The organism is Paenibacillus sinensis (genome assembly GCF_019904155.1).
Lineage (GTDB): Bacteria > Bacillota > Bacilli > Paenibacillales > Paenibacillaceae > Paenibacillus_AQ > Paenibacillus_AQ sinensis.
The window spans coordinates 1-273 of the sequence record NZ_JAHCMB010000239.1; the positions used below are offsets into that span (position 1 = coordinate 1).

General features: G+C 36.6%; 1 protein-coding gene. It reads left to right on the plus strand.

Annotated elements, in window-relative coordinates; all coding sequences use genetic code 11:
* A partial coding sequence (locus KIH86_RS27960; protein WP_223110780.1) for a hypothetical protein occupies window positions 1-273 on the plus strand: 273 nt, incomplete at both ends.

Consider the following 273-nt stretch of genomic DNA (forward strand, 5'->3'; position numbering starts at 1 on the left):
GAAAATCGGTTGGCCCAGCCAGACTATTATCAACAATATAGTTGATGGTTGGTATACTGTTCCTGTTTATACAACAAGCAATGGAATGAAACTTAAATTTACTGTTAGCTTAAATATGTATAGCGGGTCAAGAGATGATGACTTTTTGCTTTCGGCTATGAGTGCGGATGCTGAGAGGCAATTTGCTCAAAATGTACAAGAAATCATTCCTAACGCTACAGTATATGGAATGAACTACTATTTCGATGAAGAGGACTACTTTAAAAAATGTGG